The following is a 16,065-nucleotide window of genomic DNA, read 5'->3' on the forward strand; positions in this document are numbered from 1 at the left end:
GCTTCACGGACCTCGCCGGGCCGCAAACGCACTGCTCACGCCGTTTGCCGCACCCGACTCGTGCAAGATAGCATGCAGTTATTGACTTGGAACATGGATGAATTTGGAAAATCTAGGTAGGCGTTATTGAGCCAATCGCTTGATTTCATGCCGCCTCCTGTGCAGCGCAGACGGTCAACAACCCACGACGTAACCCTTTGATACGGCTATTCGATGAATAGTTTTCTACAATCAGTGTTGTGATTTAAATTGTCTTATGCGTGGTCGCGTATCTCATCGATACGAGCGACCGGGAGCAGCCGCAGGCGCATTGGGTGTCCTGGGGAGAGGTGACGGTTTGAATTGCAGTGCTGCTGCGGCCCATGCGCCCGCTCCGCCTGACGCGGGGCGCGACAGCGGCACTCTCTTCTTTTTGGGGCTCGGTGCGGATGTGCGTGCGGGCTCTCCGCACGGACGTGCCGTTCGGCGCCGTCGACTCAGCGTTGCTTGTCCGTCGTATGCCGTGGTTCGCCCACCCGCTCGCGCAGCAGCGTGCGCAGCCGCCCGATCACCAGCTGTTCAGGGTCTGCGCGCTTGGGCACGATGAAGTACATGCGCGGCTGCAGGAAGAGCAGCAGATAGCTGTCGTTCTCGCCCCAATGGATGATCAGGTTCCAGGCCACGCGGGATTCGCCGAGGCTTGAGGTGAGCAGCGCGCCGCTTTCATCGTCCAGCAGTGACAGAGTCTGCGGCATGTGCATGGCCGGGTAGCGCCTGTACTGGCGCCGCGCCAGCGGCTCGCCGATCAGACGGCCGATCCACCATGGCATCGCCGCATACACAAAGCTGCCCAGAATCAGCCCCCAATGCTTCAGGTACAGGCCCATGCCGAACAGCAGCGCTCCAATGCCCACGATGGCGAACTTCACAAAGTGGCCCGCGCGTGAGCCGCATTGCGCGAAGAGCCGCTGAGCGGTGGCGTAATCGTTCTCGGTAATTTGATAGGTGATCACTGGCATGGCCCATTATGGCTGGGAGAGGATGATAGGGATCGATATCGATTTATCTTTAAAGTAGGTGATTGCTATCAATGCTTTGTTGATTATTTGATTACATATTTATGTCTCTCCTGACTTTCTGATCCAATCATCGGGCCAGCAAAGGCCGGGACTTGCCGGTCACGAGAGGGGTCTGGCGCAACCGAAAGTACGCCCATTCCACCGTCCATGCCCAGTGCCTCCCGAGCAACTCTGCAGCGATTTCTCTACGGCGACTCCGTCCATGCCGAAGACGAGGGCCTGCTGGCATTTCAGCATCGCTTTCTGATTTCCATTGCACTCTCATCGGTGGTGTTCAATGCCGCGCTCATCGCGGTGTTCTGCATCACTTCGCAGGGCGCCGACTTTCTGGTCTACGTCGTCACCTGCTGGTTCTGCGCCATCGTTGCCAACCTGCTGCTGTGGCAGTGGCTCAGGCGCCATCCCCGGCGTGTGCAGCTCGGCAGCCTGCTCACGGCCGCACTGTTCTGGCTGACCCTCTGCATCGGCGGAATGTTCCTGCCGCCAGACCCGCTGCTGCCGATGTGGTCGATGCTGCTGATCGTCGGCGTGTTCATGATGACCGGCAGGCGCTGGGGCTGGCTGGCCTTCGTGGTGGCCCTCGCCTCATCGCATTTCCTGCTGTCCCGCATCGATCTGACGGCCTTCCCGAACGCGGTGCTCACCCTGTGGTTCACCTTGGGGGGCAGTGCCGTACTGGGGCATATCTATGTTGCGCGCTTCGACCATTTCTTCAGCCGAATGGCCTATTACAACGAGCGCCTGCTGTGGCTGTCCACGCACGACGGCCTGACCAGCACCCTCAACGCAGCAGCGTTCTACGAGCAGTGCAACCGGCAACTGGCCCTGTGCCGTCGCCACCGGATGAATTACGCCGTGCTGTTCGTCGATCTGGACCATTTCAAGTCCGTCAACGACAACTACGGCCACGCCACGGGCGACGATGTGCTCGTGCAGGTCGCCCGGATCCTGCGCGACTGTCTGCGCGAAAGCGATCTGCTCGGTCGTGTGGGGGGCGAGGAGTTCTCCATTTTCCTGACGGACCCCACGCTGGAGGGCTGCCATGCGGTGGCGGAGCGCATCCGCGCCAGCATCGAAGAACAGGAGATGCGCTTCGATGGCCACTCGCTGCACGTGACGGCCAGCATCGGCCTCATGTGGTCGAGTGCCGACGCCACCGCCGCCGCTGCCACCATCCACCAGATCCAGCCACTGGCCGACAAGGCCATGTACGAGGCCAAGCGCGCGGGGCGCAATCAGGTGGCGGCGTTCGGGTGATCCGGGAGCCCCGGCACATGGATGCTGGCAGCGAAGCGCAATTCGCAGCGCCCATGAAAAAGGCCTCGTGACGAGGCCTTTGGAGATGTCGAATGGAGTGGCGTCAGGCCAGCTTTGCCTTCAGCAGTTCATTCACCTGGCCAGGGTTGGCCTTGCCCTTCGAAGCCTTCATCACCTGGCCGACCAGCGCGTTGAACGCCTTGTCCTTGCCTGCGCGGTACTGCTCGACGTTCGCGGGGTTGGCGGCGATCACTTCGTCGATGATTTTTTCGAGCGCGCCCGTGTCGTTCATCTGCTTGAGGCCCTTGGCTTCGATCACGGCGTCCACGTCCGAGCCTTCGCCGGTCCACAGCACTTCAAACACCTGCTTGGCAGCGTTGTTGCTGATCGTGCCATCCTGAATGCGCTTGATGAGCGCGCCCAGTTGCTCGGCGCTCACCTTCACCTGATCGATGGAGATTTCCTCCATGTTCAGGCGGCGCGAGATTTCGCCCATCACCCAATTGGATGCCAGCTTGGGCTGCTCGCACACCTTGGCGGCCACTTCGAAATAGTCGGCCATGCCCTGGCTCTGCGTGAGCGTGGTGGCGTCGTATTCGGGCAGGCCGTATTGCTCGACGAAGCGGTCGGCGCGGTGGCGGGGCAGCTCGGGCATGTCGGCCTTCACGCGCTCGATCCACTCGGCTGCGACATGCAGCGGCGGCAGATCGGGGTCGGGGAAGTAGCGGTAATCGGCGCTGTCTTCCTTGGTGCGCATGGCGCGGGTTTCGCCCGTGTCGGGGTTGAACAGCACGGTGGCCTGCTGAATCTTGCGGCCGTCTTCGATTTCTTCGATTTGCCAGCGGATCTCGTAGTCGATCGCGATCTGCATGTTCTTGAACGAGTTCAGATTCTTGATCTCGCGGCGTGTGCCCAGCGGCTGGCCGGGCTTGCGCACGGAGACGTTGGCGTCGCAGCGGAACGAGCCTTCTTGCATGTTGCCGTCGCAGATGCCGATCCAGGTGACGATCTTGTGCAGCTCCTTGGCGTAGGCCACGGCCTCTTCGGTGCTGCTCATGTCCGGCTCGGTCACGATCTCCAGCAGCGGCGTGCCCGCGCGGTTCAGGTCGATACCGGATTGGCCAATGAATTCGTCGTGCACCGACTTGCCCGCGTCTTCTTCCAAGTGCGCGCGCACGAGGCGCACGGTCTTCTTTTCGTCACCGACGAAGAAGCTCACCGAGCCGCCTTGCACCACGGGAATCTCGAACTGGCTGATCTGGTAGCCCTTGGGCAGATCGGGGTAGAAATAGTTCTTGCGCGCGAAGATGCTGACGGGCGCAATGTGCGAGCCGAGCGCCAGGCCCAGCTTGATCGCGCATTCCACGGCTTTCTTGTTCATCACCGGCAGCGTACCGGGCAGCGCCAAGTCCACGGGGCAGGCCTGCGTATTGGGCTCCGCACCGAAGGCGGTGCTGGCGCGGCTGAAGATCTTGGATTGCGCGGCGAGCTGGGAGTGGGTTTCAAAGCCAATCACCACTTCGTAGCCGTTGATCAGCTTGATGGTCTTTTCGGTCATGTTCTTGTAGTCCTTCCTGCTGATTTACTGTGCGGCGGCCGCAGGCTGGCGCAGATGGAAATCCGTGGCTTGCTGCAGTTGGTGCGCCGCATTCAGCAGGCGCGCTTCACCGAAGTAATTGCCGATGAGCTGCAGGCCCACGGGCATGCCACCTTCGCCGAAACCGGCGGGCACGCTCATGCCGGGAAGACCGGCCAGCGAGGCGGGCAGGGTGTAGATGTCGGCGAGGTAGGCTGCGAGCGGGTCGCTCTTGCCGCCCAGAGCCCATGCCACGGTCGGCGCGGTGGGGCCGGCGATGAGGTCGCATTCCTTGAACGCGGCCTGGAAATCGTCGGCGATCATGCGGCGGATCTTCTGCGCCTGCAGGTAGTACGCGTCGTAGTAGCCATGGCTCAGCACGTAGGTGCCGATCATGATGCGGCGCTTGACCTCGTCGCCGAAGCCTTCGGCGCGGGTCTTCTTGTACATGTCGAGCAGGTCGGTGTATTCCTTGGCGCGGTGGCCGAACTTCACGCCGTCGAAGCGGCTCAGGTTGGATGAGGCTTCGGCGGGCGCGATGATGTAGTACACCGGAATCGACAGCTCGGTGCGCGGCAGGCTGATCGGCACCAGCTTGGCGCCCAGCTTTTCGTATTCCTTGAGCGTTCCGTCAATGGCGGCGCGCACGTCGGCGGACAGGCCATCGCCGAAGAATTCCTTGGGGATGCCGATGCGCAGACCGGCGAGCGAGTCGTTCAGCTTGAGCGTGAAATCTTCGGCGGGCGTATCCAGGCTGGTGGAGTCGCGGTCAGCGTCCGGGCCGCACATGGCGGAGAGCATCAGCGCGCAGTCTTTGGCGGTGCGGGCCATCGGGCCCGCTTGGTCGAGGCTGGAGGCGAACGCGATCATGCCGTAGCGGCTGGCGCGGCCATACGTGGGCTTGATGCCGGTGACGCCGCAGAACGATGCGGGCTGGCGGATCGAGCCACCGGTGTCGGTGCCGGTGGCGCCGGGCGCCAGACGTGCAGCGATCGCCGCCGCCGAGCCGCCCGAGGAGCCGCCCGGAACGCGCGTCTTGTCCCACGGGTTCAGCACCTTGCCGATGGCGGAATTCTCGTTGGCCGAGCCCATGGCGAATTCGTCCATGTTGAGCTTGCCAAGCGTGACGCAGCCCGCTTCTGCCAGTTTGGCCACCATCGTCGCGTCGAAGGGCGACTGGTAGCCGGTGAGCATCTTCGAGCCGGCGGTGGTCGGGAATTCCTTGGTGACGAACAGGTCCTTGTGCGCGATCGGCACACCTGCGAGCTTGGCCGTGCTGCCGGCGGCAATCGCCGCGTCGGCGGCCTTGGCCTGGGCGAGGGTCACGTCCTCGTTGATGTGGACGAATGCGCCCAGATCGCTCTGTGCCTTGGCGCGGGCGAGGAAGTGCTGCGCGGCCTCGACGGAGGAAACCTCGCGGGCCTTGAGCCTGGCGGCCAGTTGCGCGAGGCTCAGGTCGTGCAGATCAGTGGTGGATGTACTCATGCTTGAGAATCTCGTTCGGGTGAGTGGCGGGCGGGCAGGACGCTGTTTGTTGCTGTGCTTGTGGGCGGTCTGCCGCGCCGCGCCGGAATCGGAAAGGGTCCGGGCGAATGGCGCGAGTGACGCAGGCGGCGTTACTCGATCACCTTGGGCACGAGGAAGTAGCCGTTTTCCACGGCGGGAGCGCTCTTCTGATTGGCTTCGCGGTTGTTGGGCTCGCTCACCACGTCATCGCGCAGGCGCAGCTCGATGGCCTGGATCGCCGCGACGGGGTGGGACAGCGGGGTCACGCCCGAGGTGTCCACGGCGGAGATCTGCTCGACCACGTCGAAGAACTGATTGAGTCCAGTGAGCATGCGCTCACTCTCGGTTGCGTTGAGTTCCAGCCGCGCCAGATTGGCAATGCGGGCAATGTCTTCGTGTGTCAGTGCCATAGAAATCTGTGAGGGAAGTCGACCCGTGCATCGGGAGGTCAGGCTGCGGTGCGCAAAGGCCAGACGACGGATGCGTGTAGGGGAAGTTGTCTATTATCCCGCCTTTGCGGGCGAGACCCGCAGCCATGTCTGCCAAGGCCGTTTTGGCGCACTGGGCAAACCCGCAAACCCCGCGAAAGCGTGGGAACTCCTCGGTCCATTCGGAGAGTCCTTGCTTTCGCGCATGGACGGGCCGGTTAGTCCCGCGGAGTGTGTTTGGTAGTTGTTTGACACAATTGATGACAACTACAGGGCCCAACATCTGCAAAGAAACTGTGTGTAAACCTCGGTTCGGAGCAGTTTTGACAGAAGTTATTCACAGGTGTTGCGGTATTATTCCGGCTTTGCCGCAATACCCTCCGCACTGTTGGTCATTGTGCGAAAAAGGCCAATATCCACCCCGTATTTCCTGGCGACGACACGCCGATGTGCTTGCCGTGCCTGAGAGGATTCTTGAATGTTCGGAGCTTTCCGTCGGTACTTCTCCACCGACCTCGCCATCGATCTGGGCACTGCCAACACCCTGATCTTCGCCCGTGACAAGGGCATTGTCCTCGACGAACCTTCCGTGGTCGCCATCCGCCACGAAGGCGGACCGCATGGCAAGAAAGTGATTCAGGCCGTGGGTCGCGAGGCCAAGGCCATGCTCGGCAAGGTGCCCGGCAACATCGAGGCCATCCGCCCGATGAAGGACGGCGTGATCGCGGACTTCGTGATCACCGAGAACATGATCAAGCAGTTCATCAAGATGGTGCATCCGCGCTCGGTGCTGACTCCCAGCCCCCGCATCATCATCTGCGTGCCCTGCGGCTCCACACAAGTTGAGCGCCGCGCCATCCGCGACGCGGCCGAAGCGGCCGGCGCCACCAGCGTCGATCTGATCGAAGAACCCATGGCCGCCGGCATCGGCGCGGGTCTGCCGGTGTCCGAGGCATCGGGCTCCATGGTCGTCGACATCGGCGGCGGCACCACCGAAGTGGGCGTGATCTCGCTGGGCGGCATGGTCTACAAGGGCTCCGTGCGCGTGGGCGGCGACAAGTTCGACGAAGCCATCATCAACTACATCCGTCGCAACTACGGCATGCTGATCGGCGAACCCACTGCCGAAGCGATCAAGAAGCAGATCGGCTCCGCGTTCCCTGGCTCCGAAGTCAAGGAGATGGAAGTCAAGGGCCGCAACCTCTCCGAAGGCGTGCCGCGCAGCTTCACCATCTCCAGCAACGAAGTGCTGGAAGCGCTGACCGAGCCGCTCAACCAGATCGTCTCCGCCGTGAAGAACGCGCTGGAGCAGACCCCTCCCGAGCTGGGCGCGGACATCGCCGAGCGCGGCATGATGCTGACCGGTGGCGGCGCGCTGCTGCGCGACCTCGACCGTCTGCTGGCCGAGGAAACCGGCCTGCCGGTGCTGGTCGCCGAAGAGCCGCTGACCTGCGTGGTGCGCGGCTGCGGCATTGCGCTGGAGCGCATGGATCGCCACGGCGGCATCTTCACCAACGAGTGATCGAAAGAGCGGACGAGCGTGGCGGTGGCTGAAAGCGCAGGAGCACGGAGCAGGTCATGCCACTAGGCACACTCGACCGAAAGGCGCCATCGCTTTTCAAGCATGGCCCCTCCCCCCTCGCTCGCCTGACCCTCTACAGCGCCTTGGCGCTGTTTTTGATGGTGGCGGATGCGCGTTTTCACGTCACCGAGCCGGTGCGCAAGGCCATCGGCACGGTGCTCATGCCCATCCAGTGGCTGATGCTCAAGCCGGTCGAGTTCGCTCGCGGCGGCGCGGGCTATTTCCAGTCGCTTGAAGACGCGCAGCAGGGCCGCGACGAGGCGCAGTCGCGCATGGCGGCCATGTCCCAGCAGGCCAATCAGGTCGAGCTGCTGCTTCAGGAAAATGCCCAGTTGCGCAAGCAGCTTGAGCTGCGTGACCGCGTCAAGGCGCCGGGCATGGCGGCGCAGGTGATCTACGACGCGGCCGATCCGTACACGCGCCGCGTGGTGATCGACCGCGGTCAGGTGGCGGGCGTGCAGCCGGGCTCTCCGGTGATCGACGCCTCGGGCGTGCTGGGGCAGGTCACGCGGGTGTTTCCGCTGTCCTCCGAAGTCACTCTGCTGATCGACCGTGACCAGGCGATTCCGGTGCGCAACATGCGCACGGGCACGCGCGGCGTGGCTTACGGCGATCCGGTGATGATGCACGGCGGCGGCATGGAGCTGCGCTTCATGCCGAGCAACGCCGATGTGCAGGAGGGCGACATGCTCAGCACCAGCGGCATGGACGGCGTCTATCAGGCGGGTCTGCCGGTGGCCAAGGTCATCAAGGTCGAGAAGCGTGCCGATTCCTCGTTCTCGCGCATCTACTGCGAGCCGCTCGCACAGATGACGGGCGCGCAGTACGTGACGGTGCTGCAGCCGCTCACGGACGGTGTGCGCGCCGAGGTCGAGGCCGAGGTGCCCGCACCGAAGTCCGGCAAGGTGGACAAGCCGACCAAGTCCAAGGACCTGCCGGGCCGTCCCGCAGCGGGGGGCCGTCCATGAAGCGGAACCTGATGTCGCCATCGCCCGCGTGGCTTTTGGAGGGCCGTCCATCATGATGCCCAAGGGCCAGCAGCTGCTGCTTCCGGTCAGTCCGGTGTTCATCGTGGCGAGCTTCATCATCGGGCTCGCCATCAATATTCTGCCGCTCGGGCGCGTCGTGTGGACGCCCGACTGGCTCATGGTGCTGCTCGCGTTCTGGGGCATTCACCAGCCGCAGCGCGTGGGCATGAGCGTGGCCTTCATTCTCGGTCTGTGCATGGACGTGAGCCAGTCGGCGCTCATGGGCCAGCACGCGCTGGTCTACTGCCTGCTGATGTTCGCGGCGCAGATGTCCAGCCGCCGCATGTTGTGGTTCAATGTGTGGCTGCAGGCGCTTCAGATGGTGCCGCTGTTCCTTGGCGCCCACGCCATCGAGCTGCTGCTGCGGGTGATCTCGGGCGGAACTTTGCCGGGGGTCGAAGGTCTGATCGCACCTGCGCTGGAAGCGGTGCTGTGGCCGATCGCTTCGTGGATTCTGCTGGCTCCGCAGCGCCGCCCGCCGGATCCGGACGAGAACCGTCCGCTGTGACGCGGCTGCGCGGCATTTCCCGTTGGCCCTCTATGGACTGCGACGCTCATCATGACTGAACTGCGGAATGTGGAGGCCGATGTCTCCCGCTTCAAGTTGCGGGTGATCGTCATCGGCTTCGTGGTGATGCTGGCGTTCTGCCTGATCGTGGCGCGCCTCGTCGTGCTGCAGGTCGTGCGCCACGACGATCTGGCCGAGCAGGCCGAGAGCAACCGCACGGCGGTCGTTCCCATCGTGCCCAATCGCGGCCTGATTCTTGACCGCAACGGCGTGCTGCTGGCGTCCAACTATTCGGCCTACACGCTGGAAATCACGCGCGCCAAGGTGCGCAATCTGGAAGACACCATCGACGAGCTCGGTCAGATCGTCGAGATCGGCGCGCGGGACCGTCGCAAGTTCAAGCGCCTCATGGAGGACTCCAAGAGCTTCGAGTCGATTCCGATCCGCACCCGCCTGACCGACGAGGAAGTCGCGCGCTTCGCGGCGCAGCGCTTTCGCTTCCCCGGCGTGGACATCAAGGCACGCCTGTTCCGCAACTACCCGCTGGGAGACACCGGCGCGCACCTGATCGGCTACATCGGCCGCATCAACCAGCGCGAGAAGGAGCGCATCGAGGATTCCGACGACGCGGCCAACTACCGTGGCACCGACTACATCGGCAAGCTCGGGGTCGAGTCCTCGTATGAAAAGACGCTGCATGGCCACACCGGCGTGGAGCGGCTCGAGACCTCGGCCGGCGGCCACGCCATCCGCCGCCTCGCAAGCTACGCCGCGACGCCTGGCGACACAGTGATGCTCTCGGTGGACATCAAGCTGCAGAAACTGGTCGAGGACATGTTCGGCGATCGCCGTGGCGCGCTGGTCGCCATGGATCCGCGCAACGGCGAAATTCTCGCGCTGGTGAGCAAGCCCACGTTCGATCCCAACCTGTTCGTTGAAGGCATCGACCAGGAGAACTGGGCCGCGCTCAACGAGTCGATCAACAAGCCGCTGCTCAACCGCGCCCTGCGCGGCACCTACCCTCCGGGCTCGACCTACAAGCCCTTCATGGGGCTGGCCGCTCTGCAGCTCAACAAGCGCTCGCCCACGCAGGTCTACAACGACCCCGGCTTCTTCAACTACGGCGGCCGCACCTTCCGCAGCCACGAGGGCGGGCTCGGCGGCGTGGACATGTACCGCGCCATACAGCATTCGAGCAACACGTATTTCTATTCGCTCGCCGTCGACATGGGCGTGGACATGATCCACGACTTCATGAAACCGCTGGGCTTCGGCCAGATCACCGGCGTCGATCTCAACGGTGAAGTGCGCGGCACGCTGCCGAGCACCGAGTGGAAGCGCAACACCTACAAGCGCCCGGAAATGAAGCGCTGGTACTCGGGCGAGACGGTGTCGCTGGGCATCGGCCAGGGCTACAACAACTTCACCATCCTGCAGCTCGCTGCGGCCGAGGCCACGCTCGCCAATGGCGGCACCCGCTACACGCCGCACATCGCCAAGGCGACCAAGGACTCGGTCACCGGCCAGATCACCGAAATCGTGCAGCCGCCCGGCGTGTCGCTCGGCTATGACCACAAGAACATCGAGATCATCCACAAGTCGCTGGGCCTCGTGAACAAGGTCGGCACGGGCGCACGCCTGTTCGCGAGCGCGCAGTACACCTCGGGCGGCAAGACCGGCACGGCACAGGCCGTGAGCATGGGGCAGAACGTCAAATACAACGCGCGCCTGCTCGAAGAACACAAGCGCGACCATTCGCTGTTCTCCGCCTTCGCGCCGCTGGAGGAGCCACGCATCGCCGTCGCGGTGATCGTGGAAAACGCGGGCTTCGGCGCCGCCGCCGCAGGCCCCATCGTGCGACGCGTGTTCGACTACTGGCTCATGGGCCAGTACCCCAGCGAGTCAGACCTCGCGGCCGTGTCCAGGGGGCAGGCGACCGCGCCGACGGGCACGCCGCGCCGGGTCGAAGACATTCCGATCCAGACCAACGAGCCGCCCGTGCCTTGAGTGGCGACCGGCGCAGGCATCATTGACCATGCTCCACGACTGCCCCCACTGCGGCATTTCGCTCAAGCGCCGGCTGATCCGTTCCGCACCCGCGCCAGGTGAGCGCCGGTTTCTGCCTGGCAAGGCGGTTTCATTGTGTCCGGACTGCGGCGGAACGCTGCAGCACAATCCGCATCCCGCCGAGCGCTGGCAGACGTGGCTGGTGCTGGCGCTGGCAGGCGCTTTTCTGCTGAAGGACGGCATGTCATCACCCCAATGGGCGATGGTGGCGCTGATCGGCTGCTGGGTGGCGTTCGCGCTGGTGTCGATCTATGTCGAGCAGTTCCATTTGCGCGATTGGCAGCGGTATCGGCGGCCTGAAGCGTCAGACGCAATCCCGCCCGAGAGCACGCGCGGGAATCTGTGAAAACAGGGGCGGGTCAGGCCGTGGTCGCTGCGACGTCCTTGGGGGGCTGGAGCTGGCTCACGATCAGAGCGCCGACGATCAGCGCCGCGCCCAGCAGCCCGTTGAGGCCGAGGCTCTCGCCGATCAGGAACCAGCCCATGGTGGCGGCGAACACCGGCTCGAGACCGTAGATGATGGCGCTGCGCATGGCGTCCACGCGCTGCTGGCCCCAGGCCTGGAGGGTCACGACCATCACGCTGGCGAAGACGCCGAGGTAGGCGAGGGCGATCCACGAGGAGGTCGGCAGATCCAGCAGCGGGCCGAGCGCGCTCTCGATGTCACCGTGACGCAGGACCACCAGAATGCTGGCGGCCACGAACATCACCGCCGCCTGCGCCGCCGCCATGCGCGTGGCGCGCAGCGGCTGCCTGGCGGTGCGGCGCGCGCATTCTTCCAGCGCGAGGATGTAGACCGCGTAGAAGAAAGTGCTGGCGAGCGTGAGCGTGTCGCCGAGATTCCAGGGATCGTTCTCGTGGAACATCAGCGTCATGCCGACGAGCGCCATGCCGCAGGCTGCCCACAGCGCAAGGCCGTAGCGCTTGCCGAGCACCAGCATCGCGAGAATCGGCACCACCAGCACGTTGAGGCCGGTGACGAAGGCGTTGCGGTTGCTGGTGGTGCGCGCAAGTCCCTCGATCTGCAGCCAGAACGCGATGAAGAGCAGCGCGCCGAGGGCGATGCCCCAGCGGCGCTCGTTGCTGCGCATGCCGTGCCAGAGGGGGAGCAGCACGGCCAGCGCGATGGCGAAGCGGGCCCAGATGATCTGCAGGGCGTCGAGGTGGCCCGAGAGCAGTTTCATCGCAGGAAACGTAGTTCCCCACACCACAGTGACAATCAAAAGGGCCACCAGCCCACGACGTTCGGAGCGCATAGAAATTGGTTTGTTCGTCGGGCGTGCAGGTGCTTCGACGAATGGGTGATGTTGCGGGGTTTGAAGAGTCTTCGTTTTGGGATGACGATACAGGCCCTCATGCGTCGTTGCGAAGCCTTGCCGTACCGAAGTACTGTCTGCGGCTTCGCGCCTAGCCTGAGGACCTGTCTCGTCACTGGGGCTGGTGTTTCAAGCGTCCGCTGCGCTGCGGGCGCTTGAATACCGGCTCACAGGTCCATTGTCGCCGAGGGCTCAATGTTTCGTCATGCGGCCGATGAAAGCCCGGATGCGGTCATTGGCGGGGTTGCCGAAGAACTCTGCGGGTGGCGCTTCGGCGGCGATGCGGCCCTGGTCGAAGAACATCACGCGGTCGGCGACTTCGCGGGCGAAGCCCATTTCGTGGGTCACGATGATCATCGTCATGCCGCCCTTGGCGAGTTCGCGCATCACGTCGAGCACTTCCTGAACCATTTCGGGGTCGAGTGCGGAGGTGGGCTCGTCGAACAGCATCACCTTGGGCTCCATCGCCAGCGCGCGGGCGATCGCCACGCGCTGCTGCTGACCGCCGGAGAGCTGCCACGGGTACTTGTGCGCGTGGTCCTTGAGGCCCACGCGGGTGAGCAGCGCCATCGCCTTGGCGTTGGCCTGTTCGCGCGAGAGGCCGCGGATGCGGCGTGGGGCCAGGGAGATGTTGTCCAGCACCGTCATGTTGCCGAACAGGTTGAACTGCTGGAACACCATGCCCACTTCGCAGCGCTGCGCCTGCAGCGTGCGTTCATCGTCGGTCACGGGTTTGCCGTCGATCGTGATGGTGCCGCTGTCATGCGGCTCCAGCCGGTTGAGCGCGCGCAGCAGCGTGCTCTTGCCCGAGCCCGATGCGCCGATGATCACGGTGACTTCGCCGGTGTTGAAGGCAGTGGACACGTCCTTGAGCACCTGGTGCGAGCCGAACGACTTGCACACCTTGTCCACGACGATGTAGCACTTCTGCGGGTTCTTTTCGGAGTCGCTCATTTGACGCGGCCCTCCACGTCGAAGCGGTACTCGATGGCGGCGGCCACCTGGGTGACCAGCGTCGTGAGAATCAGGTAGGTGATGGCCACGGTGACCAGTGTCTGCACCGGCTGGAATGTGGCCGACTGGATGCGATTGCCCACGTTGGTGAGTTCCACCACGCCGATCGCGTAGGCCAGCGATGAATCCTTGAGCAGCGCCACGAAGTTGCTCACCAGCGGCGGCAGCGAAATCTTGAAGGCCTGCGGAAACACCACGTCGAAGAACACCCGGCTCTTGGGCAGACCGAGCGCGCGTGCGGCTTCCGTCTGGCCGCGCGGTACGGCCAGCAATCCGGCGCGGATCGCTTCGGAGTTGTAGGCACCCACGTTCAGGCCAAGCGCGACCACGGCGGCGGCGAAGTCGGGCAGGTTCAGACCGGGCACCAGCACCGGCAGGGCGAAGTAGACAAACAGAATCTGCACGAGCAGCGGGGTGCCGCGGATCGCCCAGATGTAGATACCGGCAATCCAGCGCAGCCAGGCATGGCGAGAGGTGCGCGCGAGCGCGGAGCCGGTACCGAGAATGAGGCCGACGACGCCGCTCACCAGCGTGAGATACAGAGTGGTCAGCGCGCCTTCAGCGAAGAAGGCGGCATTGGAGCCGATGGGCTCGGGAAAGAACGAGAGGAACTGGCCGAGCAGTGCGAGGACCAGCACCATCAACACCAAAGCCGCAACCAGCGTCGCATTGCTGCGTTGGTTGCGGCTCCAATGTGCGGGCCAGAGTGCAAGAAGCATGAGATACGTCGCCGGGCGCGGGGCCCGGCGTCAGTGGTGGGGGTGAAGAATCAACGTGGCCGGCTTACTTGCAGGTCACGTCTTCCTGGAAGTACTTCTGCGAGATCTTGCCGATCGTGCCGTCGGCCTTCAGCTCGTTGAAAGCCTTGTTGTAGGCGTCGGCCAGACCGGTATTGCCCTTGGAGACAGCGGCCGCCACTTGTTCGATGAACAGCATGTCGCCAGTGATGAAACCGGCCTTGGGCGTCTTGGAGAGCATTTCCTTGGCCACGAAACGGTCGGTCACCCATGCGTCGACGCGCTTGGAGCCGAGCGCAGCGCGGGCGGCTTCGTCGGTCGGGAAATTCTTCACTTCCTTCACGCCGGGAACCTTCTTCACGTGATCCAGATAGCTGGTGCCGGTCTGCACGGCCACCACCTTGCCAGCCAGATCGGCGGCGGTCTTGATGGATGGCGAGAGCGACACGATCTGGCCGCCCGAGCAGTAGTGCGGCACGGTGAAGGTCACGGCCTTTTCGCGCTCGGGGGTGATGCCGTGCGAGGCGATCACCAGATCCCAGCGGTCTTGCGCCAGCCCGGTGAGCAGCGCGTCGAAGCCGACGGCCTTCCATTCGTACTTCAGGCCCATCTTCTTCGCCACGGCTTCGGCGACGTCGATTTCGTAGCCGGTGAGGGTCTTGCCCTTGAAGAAGTTGAACGGCGCGTACTGGCCTTCCGAGCCCATGTTGATGCTGCCGGCCTTCTGGATGGCGTCAAACGGGCGCGCTTGCACGGAAACGGCGGCGCACAGAGCCACGGCGGTGGCGACGGTTGCAAAGATCTTCTTCATGTGTGTTCCTGCGGGATCGCATCAGGTACAAAAAATCCGGCATTGCAGATCACAAGCCGGAACCATTCATTCGACCCCCCTCTCGTAATGGGGCGGTGTCACAAAGCAGCCACATTATAAAAAAACGGGGTCTTCCTGTGGTCGTCATGTGCGGGGATTAACCCGAATGCGCATGAAGACAACAAAATCAACGTTTTTCGCGCATCAACGTTGACTTGCCAAAGAGGCTTTCGAGCAATTCGACCGCGAGCTCGGCCGTCTGGTTGCGGATGTCGAGCGCCGGGTTGAGCTCCACCAGATCGACCGACGCCAGCGCGCCGCTGTCCGCCAGCATTTCCATGCACAGCTGGGTCTCGCGGTAGGTCGGCCCGCCGCGCACCGGCGTGCCCACGCCGGGGGCGACGCCCGGATCGAGAAAATCCATGTCGAAGCTCACGTGCAGATGGGTGTTGTCATCCACGTCCGCGAGCGCCGACTGCATCACCGCTCGCATGCCCATCTCGTCGATGGTGCGCATGTCGTAGACGTCGATGTGGTGCTCGTTCACGAAGTGCTTTTCGCTCGCGTCCACGCTGCGGATGCCGATCAGGGTGATCTCGCTCGGCTTCAGGGCGGGAGAGGCTTCCGCCAGACGGGTGAGCGCCGCCGGTCCATGGCCCAGCAGGCAGGCCACGGGCATGCCGTGCAGATTGCCGCTGGGGCTGGTCTCCGGGGTGTTGGAGTCGGCATGGGCGTCGAACCACAGCACCTTGAGGCGCTTGGCCCGCGCGCGGCAGTGCTGGGCGACGGCGCTGATCGAGCCGATGGCGAGGCAATGGTCACCGCCCATCAACAGCGGCAGCCGCCCGGCGGTCAGCGTGTCCAGCGTCGCGGCGAAGAGCGTCTTGTTCCACGTGATGACCTCGTTCAAGTGCCGAAAGCCATCCTGCGCCGGGGCCTGTGGATTGCCCGGGCCGACCAGATTGCCGAAATCCAGCACCTTGAGATCACGCCCCCGAAGGGCCTGGGTGATGCCTGCAATCCGCAGCGCCTCGGGCCCCATGCTGGCCCCCAGAACGCTCGCGCCCACATCGGTGGGCGCACCAATCAACGTGATGCCTCGCATGTTCCTGCTCCCTTGCGGACCGGTGGTCTTTGTCGGCGAATATAGCCCTGCCTGCCGCGAGCAGAATGTAAG

The 16,065-nt window shown here is 63.9% G+C and carries 15 protein-coding genes; 6 read left to right on the top strand and 9 right to left on the bottom strand.

Annotation, left to right across the window (positions count from 1 at the left end; genetic code table 11):
• Positions 1–476: 476 nt before the first annotated feature.
• Entirely contained in the window at positions 477–998 is a 522-nt protein-coding gene (locus ISG32_RS14565; RefSeq protein WP_194771747.1) for a YcxB family protein, read from the bottom strand.
• A 207-nt stretch (positions 999–1,205) separates the two neighbouring features.
• Between ISG32_RS14565 and ISG32_RS14570 the strand changes: the two genes are divergently transcribed.
• Positions 1,206–2,315 carry a GGDEF domain-containing protein gene (locus ISG32_RS14570; RefSeq protein ID WP_194771748.1) on the top strand — a complete coding sequence of 370 codons (1,110 nt, stop codon included), beginning with the start codon at positions 1,206–1,208 and terminating at the stop codon, positions 2,313–2,315.
• 103 nt (positions 2,316–2,418) lie between these two features.
• Here ISG32_RS14570 and gatB read toward each other — a convergent pair whose 3' ends face one another.
• The 3 genes from gatB to gatC form a co-directional block, all read right to left on the bottom strand.
• On the bottom strand, positions 2,419–3,873 hold the full coding sequence (gene gatB, locus ISG32_RS14575) for an Asp-tRNA(Asn)/Glu-tRNA(Gln) amidotransferase subunit GatB (RefSeq protein WP_194771749.1): 1,455 nt from the start codon (positions 3,871–3,873) through the stop codon (positions 2,419–2,421).
• Between the two features lie 24 nt (positions 3,874–3,897).
• A complete protein-coding gene (gatA, locus tag ISG32_RS14580; protein WP_194771750.1) occupies positions 3,898–5,376 on the bottom strand; it encodes an Asp-tRNA(Asn)/Glu-tRNA(Gln) amidotransferase subunit GatA in 1,479 nt (492 codons plus the stop codon).
• A 131-nt stretch (positions 5,377–5,507) separates the two neighbouring features.
• Positions 5,508–5,807, bottom strand: coding sequence for an Asp-tRNA(Asn)/Glu-tRNA(Gln) amidotransferase subunit GatC (gene gatC / locus ISG32_RS14585; protein WP_194771751.1), 300 nt, complete (start codon positions 5,805–5,807; stop codon positions 5,508–5,510).
• 496 nt (positions 5,808–6,303) lie between these two features.
• Here gatC and ISG32_RS14590 point away from each other — a divergent pair, with 496 nt between their 5' ends.
• From ISG32_RS14590 to ISG32_RS14610, 5 genes are read left to right on the top strand one after another with little or no spacing between them, the layout of a single operon-like run.
• Positions 6,304–7,347 (top strand): rod shape-determining protein, encoded by a 1,044-nt coding sequence (locus ISG32_RS14590; RefSeq protein WP_194771752.1) that lies wholly within the window; start codon positions 6,304–6,306, stop codon positions 7,345–7,347.
• A 56-nt stretch (positions 7,348–7,403) separates the two neighbouring features.
• Entirely contained in the window at positions 7,404–8,375 is a 972-nt protein-coding gene (mreC, locus tag ISG32_RS14595; RefSeq protein WP_194771753.1) for a rod shape-determining protein MreC, read from the top strand.
• A 49-nt stretch (positions 8,376–8,424) separates the two neighbouring features.
• A complete protein-coding gene (mreD, locus tag ISG32_RS14600; RefSeq protein WP_194771890.1) occupies positions 8,425–8,943 on the top strand; it encodes a rod shape-determining protein MreD in 519 nt (172 codons plus the stop codon).
• A 51-nt stretch (positions 8,944–8,994) separates the two neighbouring features.
• The gene (gene mrdA / locus ISG32_RS14605; protein ID WP_194771754.1) at positions 8,995–10,950 is read left to right on the top strand and encodes a penicillin-binding protein 2; all 1,956 of its coding nucleotides are present in this window, start codon (positions 8,995–8,997) and stop codon (positions 10,948–10,950) included.
• 28 nt (positions 10,951–10,978) lie between these two features.
• Positions 10,979–11,356: a hypothetical protein gene (locus ISG32_RS14610; RefSeq protein ID WP_194771755.1), complete on the top strand. Its 378-nt coding sequence runs from the start codon at positions 10,979–10,981 to the stop codon at positions 11,354–11,356.
• A 13-nt stretch (positions 11,357–11,369) separates the two neighbouring features.
• Here ISG32_RS14610 and ISG32_RS14615 read toward each other — a convergent pair whose 3' ends face one another.
• The 5 genes from ISG32_RS14615 to rocF all read right to left on the bottom strand — a co-directional run bounded on the left by ISG32_RS14615 (position 11,370) and on the right by rocF (position 15,993).
• Entirely contained in the window at positions 11,370–12,266 is an 897-nt protein-coding gene (locus ISG32_RS14615; RefSeq protein WP_194771756.1) for a DMT family transporter, read from the bottom strand.
• Positions 12,267–12,518: 252 nt separating this feature from the next.
• Entirely contained in the window at positions 12,519–13,280 is a 762-nt protein-coding gene (locus ISG32_RS14620) for an amino acid ABC transporter ATP-binding protein (RefSeq protein ID WP_194771757.1), read from the bottom strand.
• Positions 13,277–14,059 carry an amino acid ABC transporter permease gene (locus ISG32_RS14625; protein WP_194771758.1) on the bottom strand — a complete coding sequence of 261 codons (783 nt, stop codon included), beginning with the start codon at positions 14,057–14,059 and terminating at the stop codon, positions 13,277–13,279. Before ISG32_RS14625 ends, ISG32_RS14620 begins: the two co-directional genes overlap by 4 nt.
• 64 nt (positions 14,060–14,123) lie before the next feature.
• On the bottom strand, positions 14,124–14,888 hold the full coding sequence (locus ISG32_RS14630) for an ABC transporter substrate-binding protein (RefSeq protein ID WP_194771759.1): 765 nt from the start codon (positions 14,886–14,888) through the stop codon (positions 14,124–14,126).
• A gap of 187 nt (positions 14,889–15,075) precedes the next feature.
• Positions 15,076–15,993 carry an arginase gene (gene rocF / locus ISG32_RS14635; RefSeq protein WP_194771760.1) on the bottom strand — a complete coding sequence of 306 codons (918 nt, stop codon included), beginning with the start codon at positions 15,991–15,993 and terminating at the stop codon, positions 15,076–15,078.
• Positions 15,994–16,065 lie beyond the last annotated feature (72 nt).

The sequence above is a fragment of the Diaphorobacter caeni genome (genome assembly GCF_015354245.1).
GTDB classification, from domain to species: Bacteria; Pseudomonadota; Gammaproteobacteria; order Burkholderiales; family Burkholderiaceae_C; genus Diaphorobacter_A; species Diaphorobacter_A caeni.